The 18,879-nt window shown below is 61.5% G+C and carries 23 protein-coding genes; 11 read left to right on the forward strand and 12 right to left on the reverse strand.

Features of this window, described 5'->3' with window-relative positions; all coding sequences use genetic code 11:
• Positions 1-6: 6 nt before the first annotated feature.
• From gatB to rpsU, 6 genes are all read right to left on the reverse strand, one after another.
• On the reverse strand, positions 7-1,506 hold the full coding sequence (gatB, locus tag IB285_RS09940) for an Asp-tRNA(Asn)/Glu-tRNA(Gln) amidotransferase subunit GatB (protein ID WP_190788025.1): 1,500 nt from the start codon (positions 1,504-1,506) through the stop codon (positions 7-9).
• Between the two features lie 92 nt (positions 1,507-1,598).
• Positions 1,599-1,799 (reverse strand): hypothetical protein, encoded by a 201-nt coding sequence (locus IB285_RS09945; RefSeq protein ID WP_190788026.1) that lies wholly within the window; start codon positions 1,797-1,799, stop codon positions 1,599-1,601.
• A complete protein-coding gene (gene gatA, locus IB285_RS09950; protein ID WP_190788027.1) occupies positions 1,800-3,281 on the reverse strand; it encodes an Asp-tRNA(Asn)/Glu-tRNA(Gln) amidotransferase subunit GatA in 1,482 nt (493 codons plus the stop codon).
• Position 3,282: 1 nt separating this feature from the next.
• Positions 3,283-3,585: an Asp-tRNA(Asn)/Glu-tRNA(Gln) amidotransferase subunit GatC gene (gene gatC, locus IB285_RS09955; RefSeq protein WP_190788028.1), complete on the reverse strand. Its 303-nt coding sequence runs from the start codon at positions 3,583-3,585 to the stop codon at positions 3,283-3,285.
• A 16-nt stretch (positions 3,586-3,601) separates the two neighbouring features.
• Positions 3,602-4,216, reverse strand: coding sequence for an FKBP-type peptidyl-prolyl cis-trans isomerase (locus IB285_RS09960; protein ID WP_190788029.1), 615 nt, complete (start codon positions 4,214-4,216; stop codon positions 3,602-3,604).
• A gap of 197 nt (positions 4,217-4,413) precedes the next feature.
• The gene (gene rpsU / locus IB285_RS09965) at positions 4,414-4,620 is read right to left on the reverse strand and encodes a 30S ribosomal protein S21 (RefSeq protein WP_006834591.1); all 207 of its coding nucleotides are present in this window, start codon (positions 4,618-4,620) and stop codon (positions 4,414-4,416) included.
• Between the two features lie 245 nt (positions 4,621-4,865).
• Between rpsU and crcB the strand changes: the two genes are divergently transcribed.
• The 5 genes from crcB to IB285_RS09990 are packed head-to-tail and all read left to right on the forward strand — an operon-like array spanning position 4,866 to position 8,074.
• A complete protein-coding gene (crcB, locus tag IB285_RS09970; RefSeq protein WP_190789071.1) occupies positions 4,866-5,273 on the forward strand; it encodes a fluoride efflux transporter CrcB in 408 nt (135 codons plus the stop codon).
• Positions 5,270-6,475, forward strand: coding sequence for an RluA family pseudouridine synthase (locus IB285_RS09975; protein WP_190788030.1), 1,206 nt, complete (start codon positions 5,270-5,272; stop codon positions 6,473-6,475). The genes crcB and IB285_RS09975 overlap by 4 nt, the downstream gene beginning before the upstream one ends.
• Positions 6,472-7,134, forward strand: coding sequence for an HAD-IA family hydrolase (locus IB285_RS09980; protein ID WP_190788031.1), 663 nt, complete (start codon positions 6,472-6,474; stop codon positions 7,132-7,134). Before IB285_RS09975 ends, IB285_RS09980 begins: the two co-directional genes overlap by 4 nt.
• On the forward strand, positions 7,131-7,367 hold the full coding sequence (locus tag IB285_RS09985) for a hypothetical protein (RefSeq protein WP_190788032.1): 237 nt from the start codon (positions 7,131-7,133) through the stop codon (positions 7,365-7,367). Before IB285_RS09980 ends, IB285_RS09985 begins: the two co-directional genes overlap by 4 nt.
• A complete protein-coding gene (locus tag IB285_RS09990) occupies positions 7,364-8,074 on the forward strand; it encodes an ATP12 family chaperone protein (RefSeq protein ID WP_190788033.1) in 711 nt (236 codons plus the stop codon). Before IB285_RS09985 ends, IB285_RS09990 begins: the two co-directional genes overlap by 4 nt.
• Before the next feature lie 10 nt (positions 8,075-8,084).
• Here IB285_RS09990 and IB285_RS09995 read toward each other — a convergent pair whose 3' ends face one another.
• From IB285_RS09995 to IB285_RS10010, 4 genes are read right to left on the reverse strand one after another with little or no spacing between them, the layout of a single operon-like run.
• On the reverse strand, positions 8,085-8,711 hold the full coding sequence (locus IB285_RS09995; RefSeq protein ID WP_190788034.1) for an ABC-type transport auxiliary lipoprotein family protein: 627 nt from the start codon (positions 8,709-8,711) through the stop codon (positions 8,085-8,087).
• 14 nt (positions 8,712-8,725) lie between these two features.
• Positions 8,726-9,673, reverse strand: coding sequence for an MlaD family protein (locus tag IB285_RS10000; protein ID WP_190788035.1), 948 nt, complete (start codon positions 9,671-9,673; stop codon positions 8,726-8,728).
• Positions 9,674-9,714: 41 nt separating this feature from the next.
• Positions 9,715-10,533: an ABC transporter ATP-binding protein gene (locus IB285_RS10005; protein ID WP_190788036.1), complete on the reverse strand. Its 819-nt coding sequence runs from the start codon at positions 10,531-10,533 to the stop codon at positions 9,715-9,717.
• A 3-nt stretch (positions 10,534-10,536) separates the two neighbouring features.
• Positions 10,537-11,649, reverse strand: coding sequence for an MlaE family ABC transporter permease (locus IB285_RS10010; protein ID WP_190788037.1), 1,113 nt, complete (start codon positions 11,647-11,649; stop codon positions 10,537-10,539).
• 229 nt (positions 11,650-11,878) lie between these two features.
• On the opposite strand from IB285_RS10010, the gene IB285_RS10015 reads away from it, so the two are divergent.
• Entirely contained in the window at positions 11,879-14,761 is a 2,883-nt protein-coding gene (locus IB285_RS10015) for a valine--tRNA ligase (protein WP_190788038.1), read from the forward strand.
• Between the two features lie 132 nt (positions 14,762-14,893).
• Here IB285_RS10015 and IB285_RS10020 read toward each other — a convergent pair whose 3' ends face one another.
• Positions 14,894-15,454 (reverse strand): GNAT family N-acetyltransferase, encoded by a 561-nt coding sequence (locus IB285_RS10020; protein ID WP_190788039.1) that lies wholly within the window; start codon positions 15,452-15,454, stop codon positions 14,894-14,896.
• On the reverse strand, positions 15,451-15,852 hold the full coding sequence (locus IB285_RS10025) for a nuclear transport factor 2 family protein (protein ID WP_190788040.1): 402 nt from the start codon (positions 15,850-15,852) through the stop codon (positions 15,451-15,453). Before IB285_RS10025 ends, IB285_RS10020 begins: the two co-directional genes overlap by 4 nt.
• A gap of 99 nt (positions 15,853-15,951) precedes the next feature.
• Here IB285_RS10025 and IB285_RS10030 point away from each other — a divergent pair, with 99 nt between their 5' ends.
• From IB285_RS10030 to IB285_RS10050, 5 genes are all read left to right on the forward strand, one after another.
• Positions 15,952-16,467 (forward strand): MarR family winged helix-turn-helix transcriptional regulator, encoded by a 516-nt coding sequence (locus IB285_RS10030; RefSeq protein WP_190788041.1) that lies wholly within the window; start codon positions 15,952-15,954, stop codon positions 16,465-16,467.
• 290 nt (positions 16,468-16,757) lie between these two features.
• Positions 16,758-17,360, forward strand: a complete 603-nt coding sequence (locus IB285_RS10035) for a TetR/AcrR family transcriptional regulator (RefSeq protein ID WP_190788042.1) — start codon at positions 16,758-16,760, stop codon at positions 17,358-17,360.
• 28 nt (positions 17,361-17,388) lie between these two features.
• Entirely contained in the window at positions 17,389-17,784 is a 396-nt protein-coding gene (locus IB285_RS10040) for a DUF1761 domain-containing protein (protein ID WP_190788043.1), read from the forward strand.
• 5 nt (positions 17,785-17,789) lie between these two features.
• Positions 17,790-18,308 (forward strand): DUF1579 family protein, encoded by a 519-nt coding sequence (locus tag IB285_RS10045; protein WP_190788044.1) that lies wholly within the window; start codon positions 17,790-17,792, stop codon positions 18,306-18,308.
• On the forward strand, positions 18,305-18,811 hold the full coding sequence (locus tag IB285_RS10050) for a hypothetical protein (RefSeq protein ID WP_190788045.1): 507 nt from the start codon (positions 18,305-18,307) through the stop codon (positions 18,809-18,811). The genes IB285_RS10045 and IB285_RS10050 overlap by 4 nt, the downstream gene beginning before the upstream one ends.
• Positions 18,812-18,879 lie beyond the last annotated feature (68 nt).

Genomic DNA, 18,879 nt, shown 5'->3' on the forward strand with positions numbered 1-18,879 from the left:
CGCGCTCTAGCCGAGCTTGTCTTTCAGGATCTGGTTCACGACCGCCGGGTTCGCCTTGCCCTGCATCGCCTTCATGGTCTGGCCGACGAAGAAGCCGAACAGCTTGTCCTTTCCGCCCTTGTACTGCTCGACCTTGTCCTGATTGTTCGCGAGGATTTCATCGATCGCGGCTTCGATCGCGCCCGTGTCGCTGACCTGCTTCAAGCCCTTTTCATCGGCGATTGTTTCAGGGTCGCCGCCTTCGCGCAGCACGATCTCGTAGATTTCCTTGGCCTGACCGCCGCTGATCTCGCCTTTGTCCTGCATTGCGAGGATCGTCGCCTGCGCCTCGGGCGTCGAGTTTGCGAGGTTCGCTTCTTCGCCCAGCCCCTTCACCACGCCTGGCGCGACCGAAAGCGCCCAGTTGGCGACTTGCGTTGCGACCTTGGCTTCGGGCTTGCCGATCTTCGCTGCCGTGACCGCCAGCAAAGTCTCGAATCGGCCGAAAGTTTCGACCTCTGCGGTGAGCTCGCGCGCATTGTACGGCGTGAGGCCCAATTCCTGCTCATACCGCGTGCGCTTGGCATCGGGCAGTTCCGGCAGGCTGGCGCGGCAATCGGCCAGAAAGTCGTCTTCCAGCACCAGCGGCAGCAGGTCGGGATCGGGGAAGTATCGGTAATCGTGCGCGTCTTCCTTCGAACGCATCGTGCGGGTCGTGCCGGTTGCAACGTCAAACAGCCGCGTTTCCTGGTCGACCGTCCCGCCGCTTTCGAGCACATCGACCTGGCGGTTCGCCTCGTATTCGATGACCTGCATGACGAAGCGCACCGAGTTCACGTTTTTCGTTTCGGTCCGCGTGCCAAGCTCTTCCGCCCCAACCTTGCGCACCGAGACGTTGACATCGGCGCGCATCGAGCCTTCTTCCATGTTGCCGTCGCAGCTTCCGACATAGCGCAGGATCGACCGCAGTTTGCGGACATAGGCCCCGGCCTCGGCAGGCGAGGTCATGTCGGGCTTCGACACGATTTCCATCAGCGCGACGCCGCTGCGATTTAGATCGACATAGGACATGGTCGGATGCTGATCGTGCATCAGTTTGCCCGCATCCTGCTCGACATGGATGCGCTCGATCCCGATCACCTTGTCCTCTGGGATGCCGCTCTTGTCATCCGCTTCGATCGTCAGCTGCCCTTCGCCGACGATCGGGTGGTAGAGCTGGCTGATCTGGTAACCCTGCGGCAGATCGGCATAGAAGTAATTCTTGCGGTCGAACCGGCTCCATTTGTGGATCTCCGCCTCGATCGCCATGCCGGTGCGCACCGCCTGACGAATGCATTCGCGGTTCGGCACCGGCAGCATCCCCGGCATCGCCGCATCGACGAGGCTGACCTGCGAATTCGGCTCCGCGCCGAACGCGGTCGAGGCGCCCGAAAACAGCTTGGCACTGGAGGTGACCTGCGCGTGCACCTCAAGGCCGATCACGACCTCCCAATCGCCGGTCTGTCCCTGAATGCGGTAATTACTCATCTTTCGTCTACCTTCGTGATCTCTTGCGAAAGCAGGAGTCCAGTTCCATTCTTAGCCTCTTGCCTCGCTGGGCTCCGGGTCAAGCCCGGAGCTCACTGGCGCTCATCTTCATCGCCGAGCCGCCGCGCTGGCCGCACAGGCCGGTCGCGCTCCGGCTCATCCTTGATCTCTTGACCGCTGCTGTCAAAGCGCGCTTCGCCGTGGTCGATCGTCTTCGAAAGGTACATCACGACGCCGCCAATGATGACAAAGGCGACGAGAAAGATGGTCGCGAAGACGACGGTGAAGGTCATCTACCACCACTTCTCCGGCGCGTGATCGAATGCGGCGCGCTGTTGGATCGCAAGACCTGCATCGAGCACGGTCTGCTCATCGAAGGGCTTGCCGACCAGTTGCAGGCCGAGCGGCAGGCCGTCGCTATTCAGCATCGCAGGCACGCTCATTGCGGGCAGGCCAGCGAGCGATGCGGGGACCGCGAAGACGTCGTTCAGATACATCGTCAGCGGATCGTCCTCGAGCGATCCCAGCGGGAAGCTTGCCGTCGGCGTGGTGGGCGCGAGGATGACGTCGCACTCCGCCCAGGCCTGCTCGAAATCGCGCGCGACCAGTGCGCGGACCTTTTGCGCCTGGTTGTAATAGGCATCGTAAAAGCCTGCGCTCAGCACATAGGTGCCGATCAGGATGCGGCGCTTCACCTCGTCCCCGAACCCGGCGGCGCGGGTCTCGGCGTACATGTCCTGCAATCCAGCGCCTTCCGGCAGGTCGCGGAGGCCGTAGCGAACACCGTCATAGCGCGCGAGGTTCGAGGAAGCTTCGGCAGGCGCGATGATGTAATAGGCGGGCAGCGCGTATTTGGTGTGCGGCAGCGAGATGTCGACGATTTCGGCGCCTGCATCCTTGAGCCATGCCTTGCCCTGCTCCCAGCTATCGAGGATCGCCTGATCGGTTCCCTCCATCCGGTATTCCTTGGGAATGCCGACCTTCTTGCCCTTCAGGTCTGCCGATAAAGCGCCTTCCCAGTCGGGCACGTCCATCTGAAGGCTGGTCGCATCCTTGGGATCGAAGCCTGCCATCGCGCCGAGCATGATCGCGCAATCCTCGACGCTGCGCGCCATCGGCCCGGCCTGATCAAGCGAGGAAGCAAACGCCACCACGCCCCAGCGCGAACAGCGGCCGTAGGTCGGCTTGATCCCGCATATCCCGGTAAAGGCCGCGGGCTGACGGATCGAACCGCCGGTATCGGTTCCAGTGGCGGCGGGCGCGATGCGAGCAGCGACAGCGCTGGACGAACCGCCCGAAGAGCCGCCCGGGCTCATCGCTGCGTTGGTGCCATCCTTGCGCCACGGCGAGGCAACATTGCCGAAATACGAGGTCTCGTTGGACGAGCCCATCGCGAACTGATCGAGATTGAGCTTGCCCAACATGCCCGCTCCTGCATCCCACAGGTTCTGGGACACGGTGCTTTCGTACTGCGGTTCGAACCCTTCGAGGATGTGGCTCGCAGCGGTCGTCTGGACGCCGTGGGTGGCGAACAGGTCCTTCATGCCGATCGGCACCCCGGCCATCGCGCCCAGCTTCTTGCCATCGGCGCGCGCTTTGTCGGCGGCGTCGGCAGCGGCGAGCGCGTGGTCGGGTGTGGTCACGATGAACGCGTTCAGTTCGGCAGCGGCGGCCACCGCGCTGTTGAAGCTTTCCGCGACTTCGCGTGCGGTAAAATCTCCTGCACGCACGCCGTCGCGAATGGCCTTGACGCCAAGTTTCGTGAGTTCCGTCATTCTATTCAATCACCTTAGGCACGCCGAAGAAACCGTGTTCGGCGGCGGGAGCATTGGCGAGCACGTCGTCGCGGCGGCCGCCAGCGGTCTTGGGATCGGCGTCGATCACATCGTCGCGCAAACGCAGCCTGTTCGGGATAACCGCGCTCATCGGTTCGATGCCTTCGACGTCCACTTCGCCCAGTTGTTCGACCCATTCGAGGATGTTGTTGAGCTCCGGCACGAGATGCTCGAGCTCGTCATCGCCCATCTTGATGCGCGCCAGCGATGCGATCTTGGCGACGGTCTGTTTGTCTACCGACATGAAAGGTGCCTCTGGATCAGTTGCCGGGGATGGGAACAGGCGGCGGCTGATTGCCAGGCACGTTCTGTGCCGGACCGCCAGGCCCACTAGGGCCGCCGGGCCCGCGCTGCTGGAGCGTTTGCTGCAGGATCTGCAGATTCCGGTCGAAGGTTTCCTTGCTCAGGAAATCGACCATCTCGATTTCGAAGATCAGGTCGGCATTGGGCGGGATCGGCGCACCGGGAGGCGGCTCTGCGCCATATGCCTGAGCAGCCGGAATGTAGACTTCGTATTTGCCGCCCTTTTGCATCTGCTGAAGGCTCGTGAAGAACCCGTCGATCGTGGCGCCTTCCTCGATCGGGAACGGCGTGCCTTCGGGAAACAGGCCCTGAATGGGGAGCGGGATGTCCTGCGATTCGTCGAATGTTTCTCCGGTCGAGGCCAGCTTGCCGACATATTTGACGAAAGCGACATCGCCGATCGATGGGCTCGGCCCCTCGCCCGCCTGGATGGTGTCAATATCGAGACCTTTCGGCATGGCCGCCCAGGCGAGCCCGCCGCCGAGCAGGATAGCGAGCGCCACGCCAAGCCACAGCTTGGTGAGCGAGCCTGCGGCCACAGGCTTGATGGGAACGCGGGTAACTTCAGTCATTGTTTTTCCCTGATCGGATGCGCGCTTCTGGCGAGGGTCGCCCTGCCAGCTTTGCATAGCAAAAGGGCGCGGAATGATACCGCGCCCTGATGGCTTATCGTGTCGGTGCGTTCAAGCGGCTTTGTTTGCTTTCGCCACTTCCGGGCGGAAAACCGGCGCCCACTTTTCCTGAAGCGGCGAGCGCCCGAAGGCCAGCATTACTTGATGCCGTCGCGCTCCATGCGCTTACGCTCGAGCTTGCGAGCGCGGCGAACGGCAGCAGCCTTTTCGCGGGCGCGCTTTTCGCTGGGCTTTTCGTAATGGCGACGCAGCTTCATTTCGCGATAAACACCTTCGCGCTGCAGCTTCTTCTTGAGAGCGCGGAGGGCCTGATCGACATTGTTATCGCGAACCATGATCTGCATAAACGACTACTACCTCATTTCAATTGCGCAGCACCCGCTGTCGAATCGCGGATATGCGCGTAAATTTGACGCTGAAAACGGCGCTATTCCCACCCTTTCAAGGCTCGGAAAGCGCTCAAACTGGGGGCCGTATAGCGATCAGCGGCGAAATTGGCAAGATATCAAAGCCTGAGCCCGCGATTTCCCGCCGATTGTCGCTCCCTCGGCGCTATGCAGGAAGCATAGTGGCCGCTAAAGCCCTGCGCATGACCACCGCCGCCCTGTCACCTCTCGCCGCCTCTGCCACCGTTGCGCTTGGCGGAGCGATTGGCGCGGTCGGCCGGTACCAGCTGGGCCGCGCGATCACGCACCAGATAGGCGCGGGCGCGGCGTTCCCATGGCCAACACTCGCAGCGAACGTGCTCGGCTGCCTCGCCATGGGTGTGCTGTTCGGATGGCTCGCGCGCACCGGACACACCAATGAGACGCTGCGGCTGCTGCTCGGCGTCGGGCTGCTGGGCGGGTTCACCACTTTCAGTGCTTTCGGGCTCGAAATGCTGCTGCTGATCGAGCGCGGGCTTGCGGGTCTGGCTGTCACCTATGCCGCCGTGTCGGTCGCGGCGGGGCTGGCAGCGCTCTATGTCGGGCTTGCCATCATGCGGGGTGCGGCATGAAGCCCAAGGCGGCGGCGCAGGTCCGCCAGTTCACCGTGAGCGCAGACGATGACGGCATCCGTCTCGATCGCTGGTTCAAACGCAATCTTCCGCAGATCGGCTTCGCCACCGTGTCACGCTGGGCGCGCACCGGGCAGGTCCGCGTCGATGGCAAGCGTGCGAAGCCCGAAGACAGGCTTGCCGAAGGGCAGACCCTGCGCGTTCCTCCCGGCGGCGAAGCGAAACACAAAAGCCCACGTCCCAAGCGCGAGCTGACCGCAGACGAAATCGCCGAGGCGCAGGCGATGGTGATCCGCGAAACGCCGAGCGCCATTGTCCTTAACAAGCCGCCGGGCCTCGCGACGCAGGGCGGCAGCAAGACGACCAAGCATGTCGACGGGTTGCTCGATGCTTTCGTGGACGGCGACGAGACCCCGCGCCCTCGCCTCGTCCACCGGCTCGACAAGGACACATCCGGCGTCCTGCTGATCGCCCGCACGCCGGGCAGCGCAGCGTCCTATTCGCGCCGCTTTTCAGGCCGCAGCGCGCGCAAGGTTTACTGGGCGCTGGTGGTCGGCGTTCCCGAGGTGCGCGAGGGGACAATCGACGCCGCGCTTGCCAAGCAGCCGGGCACTGGCGGCGAGAAAATGCATGTCGACGAAGACAGCGGCCAGGCGGCGAAGACCCGTTACCGCGTCGTCGAACGCGCCGGCACGCGCGCCGCATGGGTCGAGCTCGAACCGCTCACCGGACGCACCCACCAGCTTCGCGTCCACATGGCCGCGATCGGTCACCCGATTGTCGGCGATGGCAAATATGGCGGGCAGGATGCGTTTCTGACCGGCGCCATCTCGCGCAAGATGCACCTCCACGCGCGCCGTCTGATCATTTCGCAGCCCGGTAGCGAAGCAGCGGGCGGAGCGACGGGCGGCGGAAAGCTCGACGTGACGGCCGAACTGCCGGAACACTTCGCGGCGAGCATGGAAGCGCTCGGCTTCGACCCGGCGCTGTCGGATGCCTCTCCCGTGCGAGACGAAGCGCCCGAGCGAACCCCTGCGGAAAAGAAACAGGCCGCGCGCCGCTTTGCCAAGCAATACCGCAAGGACCGCCGGGGCGAGCGGCGCTCTCGCACCACTTCTGCGGAAACCGCCAAGAAGAAAGCGAAAGCGGCGGCCAAGGGCAAAGGTAAAGGCAAGCCCCGTCCCGGACGCCGCAAGAAATGAGCGTGAAGCTGGCGGTTTTCGATTGCGACGGCACGCTGGTCGATGGTCAGGCAGATGTGTGCTGGGCGATGGAACGCGCCTTTGCCCGTGCCGATCTTCCTGCCCCTGACAGCAACGAGGTGCGGCGGATGGTCGGCCTGAGTCTGGGGGTTGCGGTGCGCGAACTCGCGCCCGACCTCGACGAGCGCAAGGCGCGCGACGTCGTCGAATTCTACAAATCGAGCTTCCGCGCGCGGCGCGAGGAGGGGCTGCTCGACGAACCGCTTTACGATGGCATTGCCGAGCTGCTTCATGCGCTGCGCGATGATGGCTGGAGCCTCGCGGTGGCAACCGGCAAGTCCGATCGCGGCCTCACCGCCTGTCTTGCAGGACACGGCCTCACCGACCTGTTCGTTTCGCTCCAGACCGCCGACCGCCACCCGTCGAAACCGCACCCGGCCATGCTGGAGGCGGCTCTGTTCGAAGCGGGCGCGCAGCCGGGCGATGCGGTGATGATCGGCGACACCAGTTTCGACATGCAAATGGCGAAGGCGGCGAATGTCCGCGCGCTTGGGGTGACTTGGGGCTATCACCCGCCCGAGGAATTGCAGGCCACCGGCGCGTCAGAGGTGGTCGAGCGCGTCTCCGATCTGCGGGCCGCATTGGAGAATGCTGCGTGAACGAGATCCACGGAGGCGAAGCGCTCGCGCGCAAACGGTATCTGCTGCTCAACGCCGTCCGGATTGGCTCGCTCGGTGCAATCCTGCTCGGCATCGCGATTGCCCGCAACGTGATCGACCTCCCCTTTGCATTGGGTGTGGTACTATCTGTGGGCGGCCTTATCGCGTTCTTCTTCGCGCCCCGCACTCTCGCCCGGCGCTGGAAGGCGGGTGCCGGGGAACGCAATCCATGAAGCGGTTTTTCGATACGGTCGATATCCGCGCGGTGGAAGGCGATGAGGCGGGCTGGCAGGTCACCCTCGACGGGCGCGGGCTCAAGACTGTAAAGGGCTCGCCGCAAATCGTCGGCACGCAAGCGCTTGCGCAAATGCTGGCGAGCGAATGGGATATTCAGGGCGAAGAGCTCGACCCGAAACTGTTCCCGCTGAGAGATATGGCCGACTACGCGATCGACGTGATCGGGCGCGACAAGGCATCGCTCGCCGATAAGCTCATGGCCTATGGCGATACCGACACACTGCTCTACCGCGCCGATCCGGACGAGCCGCTTTACGCGCGGCAGCAGGAAGTGTGGGAGCCTATCGTCGAGGCCTTCGAGCAGAGCGAGGGCATCGAGATGGTGCGGATCAGCGGCATCATCCATCGCCCCCAAGACGAAAACACATTGCAAACGCTGAAAGAGCGGCTCGGCGAAAAGGGCGTGTTCGAACTCGCCGGTCTTGAAATGATGACTTCGCTCGCCGCATCACTCGTCATCGCTTTATCAGCCGCCGACAGAATACAGGAAAAGGATGCGGCGGACCTCTGGCGGTCGGCCAGTCTGGAAGAGGAATGGCAGGCCGATCTGTGGGGCCGCGATACCGAAGCCGAAGAACACCGCGCCAAGCGCCAGAGCGATTTCCTTACCGCATGGAAGTTCGTGCAGGCCGCGAAGGGCTGAACAGGCGCGGTCAGCTGGCTCCGGTTACCCAGACTGCGACTTCATCGGCAACCGTGTTGGCGGCGCGATTGAGGGCGGGACCGACCGAGCCGGGCTCAGGCAGAACGCCCGTTTCGCGCGCCTCGAAACGGCGCGAAGTTACGCTGCCGTCTTCCTGCGTGCGGATCGCGTCGAATTGAACGATCGCCGACGAGGAAGAGGCATCGTAGCCCATCTCCATCAGAGTGCCGCGCAGGCTTTGCGCAGCGAGCAGCGGCGTATCGTCATTGTCGAGCACAAGCGTTCCGCCGCGGGCTCGCAAGGTCTCGCCGAGCAGACGGCGGAACAGGCGCGCGGGCTTTTCGACCCAGAACGCGTCCTGCAGATAGGCAAGCTCGGTCGCCGAAACGGCCACCGGAACACGCAGCGCATCGAGCTTCGCAGGCGCTTCGAGAGGCAGGATCGAAATCGCAGTGGATGCATCAGCAGTGCTTGCGCCCGCACCGCTGCCTGCCTCGGCGCTGACCGACGGGCTGAGTGTCAGGAGGCTTTCAGGCGGTTCGGAACCCAGGCTGATGCAACCCGTCACGGCGAGAGCCGCTGCGCCGATCGCGCTCGATTTCACCAGGCGCGTCATGGCGCTGCGTGGAAACTTCATCGTTCGTGTTCCCCTCATGGCTCGTAGTCCGGCAGGCTCTGCCCTTGCAGCAGCGCGCCTGCACCCTGGTTGTCGAGCTTCTCGGTAAGCGATCGCAAGCTGCGGCTGGTGGCGCGCAGATCCTGCAGGGTCGCCTCCGCGGTCGGCAGCGTGGATTCGCGCAATTGCCGCGCGGCTGGGCGCGTATCGTCGAGCGTGGCTGCGAGCGCGGCAGCCGCCTGGTTTGCCGATTTCAGCGTTCCGCGAAGCTCTTCGGCAAGCGCAGGCCCTTCGCTGTTCAGCAGGTTTTCGGTCGTGATCGATGCCTTTTCGAATGCATCGAGCGCTTCGCCTGCCTCTTTCAGCGTTACCTGCAATTCAACAAAAGTGCCCTCAAGCTGCGGCGCGCTGCGGGCAAGCTCTGCGGTCAAATTGTTCGAATTGCGCAGGATGCCGCTTAATTGCTCCTGGTTTTCCGGGCCGAGCAGCAGGTTGAGGTTTTCGGTCAGTGTTGCCAGCCGCTCCAGCAGAAGCGGCGCGTTGTTCAGCAGCGCATTGATGCCGCCGTCCTTGGGCGGAATGACCGGGCGTCCTTCGGGGCAGGCGGTCGTCTCGCAGGTGATCGGCGGTGCATCCTTGCGCGCTCCGTCGAGCAGGATGCTGGAGACGCCTGTAAAGCTGGCCTGGATAGTTGCCGTTGTGCCGACCAGGATCGGCACTTCCTCGCGCACCCTGACACGCACACGCACGAATTCGGGGTCTTCATCGGACAGCGCGATCTGCGTCACCTGTCCGACCGGCACCCCGGCATAGGAAACCTGGCTGCCATTCGCGAGGCCCGAGACGGACTGCGCGTAGAAGATGTCGTATTCGTTCTGCTCCCCCTGCCCCAGCCGCGCGATCCAGACGATAAACGCAGCGAGCGCCGCAAGCAGCAGCAGGGTGATCGCACCGACCCAAAGATGATTTGCGCGCGTTTCCATACCGCTCCTATGGCCGCTCTTGGCCGGCAATGTCCATCGGCTTATCCATGAAAGCCCATCTCCCCCCGATCATGCGTATCGCGTGCAGCACGCCCGCGCGGACCGTTGAAATAGTCGTGAATCCAGGGATGTTCGGATTCGAGTAGCTCCGGAATGGTGCCCACTGCGATCACTTGCTTGTCAGCGATCACGGCCACGCGGTCGCAGATTTCGTAAAGCGTATCGAGATCGTGGGTGATGAGGAATACCGTCAGGCCCAGCGTTTCCTTCAGCTCTTTCGTAAGCCGATCGAATTTCGCCGCGCCGATGGGATCGAGGCCCGCCGTGGGCTCGTCAAGGAACAGCAGTTTCGGATCGAGCGCCAATGCACGGGCCAGCCCTGCGCGCTTTTTCATCCCGCCCGAAAGCTCCGAGGGAAATTTCGCAATCGCATCTTCGGGCAGGCCGGACATCTGCACCTTGTAACGGGCGATATCGCGGCGCAGGCTCGGGTCGATTTCGGGATAGAACTGCTTGAGCGGCACTTCGACATTTTCGCCGACCGTCAGCGTAGAGAACAGCGCCCCGCCCTGAAACAGCACGCCCCATTGGCAGCGCACACCGATATTCTCGTCCGGATCGACTCCGGTGATCTCTCGCCCGAGCACATGGACATCGCCAGCCTTGGGTTCTTGAAGTCCGATAATTGAGCGCATCAGCACAGATTTGCCAGTGCCCGATCCGCCGACGACGCCAATGATTTCGCCGGAATTCACTGTCAGGTCGAGCCCGTCATGCACTGTGAAATCGCCGAACCTGTTGACGAGGCCCTTCACCACGATCGGGGCTTCGCCTTCGGGCAGTATTGCTCTTGGCACCATGGCTTAGCCCCACCCGACTTCGGTGAAGAACACCGCGAAAAACGCATCGAGCACGATCACCGCAAAGATGGCGGAGACCACGGCAAGGGTCGTTCGTTTGCCGACCTCTTCGGAATTCCCCTTCACCTGCATGCCATGATAGCACCCGGCCAGCGCCACAATCAGGCCGAAGACCGGCGCCTTGATCAGGCCCACCCACAGATCGTAGGTCGGCACGACTTCCTGAATACGTTCGAGGAAGGTGAAGAACGGAATGCCAAGCGCGAGCTGCCCCACCACCGCGCCGCCCACAATCGCAACCATCGACGCGTAAAAGCCCAGCAGCACCATCATGAAGGTGCAGGCGAGAATGCGCGGGATCACCAGCACTTCGATCGGAGAGATGCCGATCGTGCGCATCGCATCGATTTCCTCGGTCAGCTTCATGGTACCGATCTGCGCGGCAAAGGCGCTGCCGGATCGGCCCGCGACCATGATCGCGGTCATCAGCACGCCAAGCTCGCGCAGGGTGATCCGGCCGACGAGATTGACCGTCAGCGCCTCTGCCCCGAATTGTTCGAGCTGCACCGCGCCCTGCTGCGCGATGACCACACCGATAAGGAAACTCATCAGGCCGATAATCGGCAGCGCGGCGACACCGACCAGTTCCATCTGGCGCACGAGAGGTTTCATCGGGAAGCGGCTGGGGCTGCGGATCAGGCTGGCAAAGCCCAGCAGGATCTGGCCGAAAAACCCGACCACACCGTAAATGCCTGAGCGCGCGCGGTAGACCTTCTGCCCCATTTCGACCGGCACCCGCTTCCACACCGGAATGCGCTGCGGAGACAGGTCGGCCTGGTGGCCGGTGCGGTCGATCGCATCGAGCACGCGCTGGACCGATGGATTGGCGCACAGCAGCTGTGCATCGTTTTCTGAGGCGAGGCGAACGGCGATGTAAGCGCCTGTCGTATCGATCTCGTCGATACCGGAAACGTCGATGGAAGACAGCGGGCCTTCGAGAGCGAACAGCTCGTGATCGACAAAGCCGATGGTCGAAATCAGATAGGAACCGGAAAGCACCAGCCGCTCGCCCCCGGCTCCGTCATCCTCAAGAGAATATTGCGCGGCCGCATCCATCGCATCGACCTATGTGCGCAAAATCGGCGCTTCACAAGTATCCTGTCGCAATCACGGGTTTAGAATTGTTGCGCCGCGCACACACGGCTGGCATGAGAGAGCCCACGAATTTGCGCCAGCCCGCTCCCCCGCTTTCATCCCCGAAAAAGCCTTTATGTGCTTGGGGAAAAGACGGCGGGGGAGCGGGCGGCTTTGCTTAAGAGAAACAGGGCATAAGAGAAACAATACGATGACCCTCGATACGACTTTCGACCCTGCTGCCATCGAGGCGCGCTGGTACAAACACTGGGAGGAGAGCGGCGGCTTTCGGCCCGAACGCCCGGACGCGGAAGCCTTCACCATCGTCAACCCGCCGCCCAATGTGACGGGATCGCTGCATATCGGCCACGCGCTCGATAACACGCTGCAGGACATCGTGATCCGTTACGAGCGGCTGCGCGGCAAGGACGCGCTGTGGGTCGTCGGCACCGATCATGCAGGCATCGCGACGCAAATGGTGGTCGAGCGCCAGATGGAGGAGCGCCAGGACAAGCGCACGAATTATTCACGCGAGGGATTCGTCGAGAAGGTGTGGGAGTGGAAGCGCGAAAGCGGCGGGACCATCACCCACCAGCTGCGGCGGCTCGGCTGCTCAATGGACTGGTCCAGAGAGCAGTTCACGATGGACGAGCACTTCACGAAAGCTGTGCTCAAGACCTTCGTCGACCTCTACAATGACGGCCTGATCTACCGCGACAAAAGGCTGGTGAACTGGGACCCGAAGCTCAAGACCGCGATTTCGGATCTGGAGGTCGAGCAGCAGACCATTCCGGGCCACTTCTGGCACTTCAAATACCCGCTCGCTGACGGCGTCACGCTGGATGACGGACGCGACTATATCGAGGTTGCGACCACCCGGCCCGAAACTATGCTCGCCGATATGGCGGTCGCGGTGCATCCGAGCGATGAGCGCTATGCGAGCGTCGTCGGCAAGCATGTCGTGCTGCCGATCACAGGCCGCCGCATCCCCATCGTTGCCGACGAACACGCCGACCCGGAACTGGGATCGGGCGCGGTAAAGATAACGCCGGGGCATGATTTCAACGATTTCGAAGTGGGCAAGCGCGCCGGGATCGCGGCTGGCGATATGCTCAACGTGCTCGATGGGGAGGCGAATGTCTGCCAGACGGCGGACGGGCTGGTGCCAGACGAGTTCATCGGCCTGCACCGCTTCAAGCGAGACGGTGTCGATGGCGCCCGCGAAGCGGTGGTCGCGCGGCTCAAGGCCGATGGTTTCTTAATCCCGCACATCGCCAAGACCAAGAAGGGCGAGGAAGTCGAGCACGACGCTGAGCCGCGCCAGATCGCCACGCCCTTCGGCGACCGCGGCGGCGTGGTGATCGAGCCGTGGCTGACCGACCAGTGGTATGTCGACGCGGAAAAGCTCGCTGAAAAGCCGATCAAGGACGTGCGCGACGGTACCATCGAGATCGTCCCTAAAAGCTGGGAAAAGACCTTCTTCAACTGGATGGAAAACATCCAACCGTGGTGTGTGTCACGTCAGCTGTGGTGGGGACATCGGATTCCGGCTTGGTTTGGGCCGTCAAAAGAGGGCGGCAATCTCTCTTGGAACATGAGTGATTATTCCACGAACAAGGTTTTCGTCGCCGAAAGTGAAGCCGAGGTTCGCGAGCAGGCCCGCGCTTACTACGGTGACAAATACGAGATCGAGTTCAACGAAGCGCCTTTCGCAGCGCTCCAGACAGTGGCCGATTACGTCAACGAGGGTATACCTCCTAACAAGGTCATCCTCCGACAAGACCCCGACGTCCTCGACACATGGTTCTCCTCCGCGCTCTGGCCCTTCGCCACGCTTGGCTGGCCGGACAAGACCGACTTGCTCGGCAAGCACTTCCCCAACAACCTGCTCATCTCCGGCTTCGACATCCTGTTTTTCTGGGATGCGCGGATGATGATGATGGGGCAGTACAATATGGGCGAGGCCCCGTGGCCGCGCCTGTACCTCCATGGCCTCGTGCGCGCCGCCGATGGCGCGAAGATGTCCAAATCCAAGGGCAATGTCGTCGATCCGCTCGGCCTGATCGACCAGTACGGCGCGGATGCGCTGCGCTTCTTCATGGCGGCGATGGAAAGCCAAGGCCGCGACATCAAGATGGATGAGAAGCGGGTCGAGGGATACCGCAACTTCGCGACCAAGCTCTGGAACGCGACACGTTTTTGCCAATCGAACGGCATCGGCGCATCGACCACGCTGAAAGCTCCGATCGCGCGCCTCGCCGCCAACCAATGGATTATCGGCGAAGTCCAGGCCGCGTGCGTCGAAATCGACGCGGCCATGGCAGACCTTCGCTTCGACGCGGCAGCGAACGCGATCTATCAATTCACATGGTCGAAGTTCTGCGACTGGTATCTTGAGCTGATCAAGCCGGTCTTCGCAGAAGGTGCGGACCCGGATGCGATGCCGGCGAAGGAAACCCGCGAAGTCGCCGGGTGGGCGCTCGACCAGATCCTCGTCATGCTGCACCCCTTCATGCCCTTCATTACCGAAGAGCTATGGCACGCGCAGGGAGATAGGGGCTACGACCTCATCACCGCCAAGTGGCCCGATCCGCGCGCTAAAGTCAGCAAGGATGCGACCGACGCGATCGACTGGGTGATCGACCTCACCACCAATGTCCGCAGCGCCAAGAATGAGCTCGGCATCCCGCCGGGTGCAAAATTGGCGGCATTCGTACCGTCGCCCAGCGACCTTGCCAGCAGCACGATCGAGCGCAGCAGCGCGGCCATCGAAAGGCTCGCAAGGCTGACCCCGGTGACCGTCGGCAAAGCGCCTGCTGGCCCTGCGATGCAGGTGACCGCCCAGGGCGGACCAGCGTCCGATGTGTTCGTCATCCCGCTCGAAGGCATTATCGACATCGACGCCGAAAAAACGCGCCTCGAAAAAGCGCTCGCCGCCTCGCAAAAGGAGGCGAAGTCTCTCGAAGGGAGGCTGTCCAACGCCAACTTCGTCGAACGCGCAAAACCCGAAGCGGTCGAGAAGGCGCGCGAGGACTTCGCATATCACGCAGGCGAGGCCGAGCGGCTGGAGGCAGCGCTGAAAAGGTTGGGGTGAGACTGCGCTCGGCCTACACCCGGTAGCAAACGTCCGCTTTCTCGATCCGCGATCCACATGGCGAATGTCGGGGTTGGGTGGGGAAGCGGACTGTCTGCTTCCGATCGATCGCGGTAAGACAGCTGACCCCGACTAGATCGTTTTAGTCGCAACCCATTTATGCTTGCCGATTTTTCGTGATCGCTCGAAACCGGCCTCCTCGAACATCGCCAAGGTGCCGTTGAATAAGAAAGCAGCAGACACTTTGCGACCAACGGCATCCTCGGGATAGGCCTCGACTCGTCCGCCTCCCAATGCCTCGATCTGCTCGATCGCACCGTTCAGCGCCGCAGCGGCGACACCCTTGCCGCGGTGCCCCTTCCAGACGAAGAAGCAAGTTACTAGCCAGTCGGGAAGCACAGGATTTGTGCTGTCGTACGCCCGCGCATTGTGAATTCGAGGCAATTCATCGGGCGATCCGAATTGACACCAACCGAGACACTCATCGCCATCGAACACTAGAGAAGCATGCGCTCGGGACTCACGCACGCGACGCTCTTTCTCAACGCGCTTTTGTTCGGGCGGGGTATCCTTGTCCGCGCCGTGATACCACATGCACCAGCAGCCACCCCATACGCAATTATTGGCCTCTACCAATCGAGCGAAATCCGGCCAAGTGCTCTCGGTAAGCGGCCTAGTTTCGAGGGTGGTCATTTGTGTTCGATACCGCCACGCCCTTCGGGAGTAAGCACTGCGGAATCGAAGATGACATGCTCTTCAATTGCCATGCCGTCCTTGATCTTGAAACGGTCGACGCCGCGATAGGTGCGCCGCTCCCCGTGGATGTTCGCTTTGGATTCCCATGCGATGTAGAGCATGTCCTCGTTGCCTGCACAGTCCATTGGAGTAACCACGAGCTCGTCCATGCCGGCAAGCGTTTCGCCCATCCATGTCGCGTATTCAGCACCAGACATAAAGCCAGCGCCTGTAAAATGAATCGTCGCATCAGGAGCAATGATTTCGCCGACGCGCTCGCCGGACGGGTCCGCCCAATATGATTTGAAGCGCTCGAAGAAGCCGGCGTGTTCCGGCGATAGGTTGGCGTCCGACATGGCGGTTCTCCTCACAAAAATTGAAGATGCCCTCATTTACGTGCGCCGCGCACATATCGTCAATTGAATTCTGTGCGGAATGCACATAAGCGTTGCCCAATGATTGATGGCACCGCCAATCTGCTCGGAGCCTTGGGGCTTGCGGTTGCTGACCGGATCCATCAAGCGGCACGCGACGTCTTGAACCGCTCGGGCGAGACACCGGCGGCGGTAATAGTGATTGGCTACGGGCAGGGCCTCTCGAATGACAACCTGCGTCGCATTCTCGACCTCTCGCATCCTGGCTCAGTGCGCCTTGTCGATCGACTGGTCGCGGACGGCCTTGTCGAGCGGCGCAAAGGTAAGGACCGGCGCGCTGTTGCACTCGTCCTGACAGCTAAAGGGGAAGCAATGCGAGAGCGGATGCTTGAGGGGCGCCTCGCATCGCTGCGACCTCTCCTTGCACCTCTGACATCGCCGCAGCTCGCCAGCTTGGACGAGCTACTCAAAGAGCTCCTGCGAAGCGTGCCCGAAAGCGATCTTGAGCGGTGTCGTATTTGCCGCATGTGCGATGACCAAGTTTGTTCGGAGTGCCCGATACCTGCCGCCTTCAAAACATCGGATGATGCAAAGTGAGCGGCAGGTTTTGGGAACCCAGCGCGAGAAAACGATTGGGCGAAATGAGGCTCGTGAGCTGCGCGTCTGGTCTTGGTGCATCGTAAGCGTGTTGAAAGGCATTTAATAGGGGTGGTTTCGCTAAAGTCACCTTGTTGCTTCGAACAAGATGAGCTGGCGCTCAGATTAGAGCGAACCAGATCAATCCCTCGCTTTTGGCGCTCATATCAAGCGTGCTGTCTCAGGACACAACTTGAACGCTCAATCAAATTATTGGTTGAACAATCAATCAAGTCAGCTATGAAAGCGCCATGAACAGTGCAACACGAGACAAAATCATCCGCACGGCCATGGATCTGTTTTGGGTGAAAGGTTATAATTCGACCTCCATCTCGGATATCCTCAGCCGGACGCAGGTCCACTCAGGAAGCCTCTATCATTTCTTCCCCGGCAAGCAGGACGTGCTCATCGCAGTCCTCGAAACGTATCGCGACGAGATCGACGTGGGCCTGCTAGATCATGCGTGGGAAGGCGTTGAGGATCCGGTAGAAAAGATCTTCGCGCTCCTGAACGGATATCGCACGCATCTGCTGACAACAGACTACCAATATGGCTGTCCGATCGGCAGTCTGGCGCTGGAACTCCACGAACCCGACCCACGGGTTCGCGAACTGATCGACCGTAATTTTCGCAATTGGGTGGATGCAGTGGAAAATTGCCTGGTCGAAGCCGCAGACCGCTTCCCGCGCGACCTGGATCGGCGCGCACTCGCGGAATTCATTCTGACAATCATGGAAGGCGCGATCATGCAGGCGCGCACGGCCCAGGATATTGGCCTGTTCGATCGGAATGTCGATGTCTTGCGAGAGCATCTCGACCTCCTGATGAAACAACGCGCGATGCAGGACAGCTAAACTGAAGCCATAACGATGGAGGACGTGCATGATTGAAGCAGACCTTTGGGCAGTACTCGCAGCGACGGTTTCGGCCTTCGTGCTAGGCGGACTTTGGTACGGCCTGATATTCGCGAAAGCCTGGCAGGTGCAGGCGGGGATTACGGACGAGCAACTCGCCTCGCAAAATCAGGTAAAGATATTCAGCATTGCGTTTCTGCTGGCGCTGATCGCGGCCTTCATTTTCGGTGAGTTCCTAGGGCCGAAGCCCGACTTCAGCTTCGCAGTCGGAGCCGGTGTTTCAGCCGGGCTCGCGTGGGTCGCTGCCACACTCGGCATCATCTATCTCTTCGAGCAGCGACCGCTCGGCCATTGGCTGATCAATGGGGGCTACGCCACGCTGCAGTTCGCGCTCTTCGGTCTCATCTTCGGGCTCATGGGGTAACGCAAATGACAATCAGAACTCTTGCTTTCGCCTTGGCAATAGCCTGCTCCCCCGCGATCGCTTCAGCGGAGAAGACCGATAGTTCGAGCGATCTCGACGCTTTGCGGTTTCTGGCCGGAAGCTGCTGGACAGCGGCGTTCCCCGATGGCGGCGCGACCGACACGCATTGCTGGGAAGCGATGCTTGGTGACGCTTTCATACGAGACGTCCATGTCGTCAATGGGCGCTCTCAGCCTTACTCGGGCGAGTCGATCTACGGCGTCGATCCGGAAACGGGAGAGTTCGGGTATACATACTACAATTCGCTCGGCGGAATCAGTAGTGGCCGGGTTGTGGTATTTGATGACCGCATCGAGTTTCCCGGCGAGACCCATACGACCACCGAAGGTGAGACGATCGTCATGCGCAGCATCATGCGCCGGACAGGAGATGACAGCTATTCGATGACTACCGAGCAGGAAACGCCCGAAGGATGGCGCACGCTCTGGTCAATGCAATTCGAGCGCGCGGGAGATGCACCGTGAGGACCATGGCAGTCTATACGATTGTTGCAATTACTCTCGGGTTGGGCGGTTGCGCGAAGTTTGAGGGTGTCGAAGGGCATGCGTTGGCCCCCGCGGAAGCGGTACATGTAGCCACCTTGCCCGCTTCTGCGATTGCTTCGAACGGTCACGGCCAGAGGTGCCGCACGCCCTGTTCCCTCCCACTGCTCAGAGCCACTGGCGGTGACATCACAATCGCGCTGGACGGATATCACACCGAACGCCTGCGTATCTCCAGCGATGTTTCGGACAGATATATGGCCGAACGAACGCGAACCTATGCGGTCGAAGCAATCGATCCGGATCCCGCCAGCATGGGTCTGACACTTCTCGGCCATGCGCTGAGCGGTAGAGGCGGTGTCCGAACACTCGAAACGAACGAGATACGCGTTGAGCTGATCAGATTGGCGGAGGGCGAGGAGGATTTGCTTGCCGCGGCGCAGCCATTGACGGGCGAGCGCATACCAATCGATCTTACCGAGTGACTGGGCCTCAAAAACTCGGGAATTACATTAAGTAGACGTGGAGGAATTGCAAAATGGCATCCCCTGAA

This window comes from Erythrobacter rubeus (genome assembly GCF_014705715.1).
Classification (GTDB): Bacteria; Pseudomonadota; Alphaproteobacteria; order Sphingomonadales; family Sphingomonadaceae; genus Erythrobacter; species Erythrobacter rubeus.